The sequence below is a fragment of the Pedococcus sp. P1_H8 genome, assembly GCF_056405175.1.
The window spans coordinates 1-450 of the sequence record NZ_JBFUCP010000234.1 but is presented as its reverse complement, the minus strand read 5'-3'; the positions used below and the strand labels follow the sequence as shown (position 1 = coordinate 450).

Sequence of the window (450 nt, the reverse complement as noted above, 5' to 3'; positions counted from 1 at the left end):
CGACACCGAGTGCGGGCCTTCCGCGTTCTGCCGCGGGCGTACGTTGGCAATCGGGACGAGGCGGTCGAGACCGGTCGCCCGAGACCCCCGGGACGACGCCGATGCGACCACCCCGACACCACTGCGAGTTCCGCTTCTACGAGGAGCTGAACGACTTCCTGGCGCCCGCGCTGCGCCGGCGGACCTTCCCCCACGCCTTCGACGGCACCCCCTCGGTGAAGGACCGGATCGAGTCGCTGGGCGTCCCGCACACCGAGGTCGACCTGATCCTCGTGGACGGCGTCTCGGTGGGGTTCGGGTACCGGGTGCGCGGCGGCGAGCGGGTAGCGGTGTACCCGGTGTTCGAGCGGTTCGACCTGACCGGCGTCACCCGGTTGCGGCCGCTGCCGCTGCGCGAGCCGCGGTTCGTCGCGGACGTGCACCTGGGTCGGCTGGCCGGCTACCTGCGTC

The 450-nt window shown here is 72.4% G+C and carries 1 protein-coding gene; it reads left to right on the top strand.

Annotated features, from left to right (window positions below):
* Positions 1–101 precede the first annotated feature (101 nt).
* Positions 102–450 (top strand): ubiquitin family protein (locus AC1DYG_RS19755; RefSeq protein ID WP_477641549.1); only part of this gene is annotated, 349 nt, incomplete at its 3' end.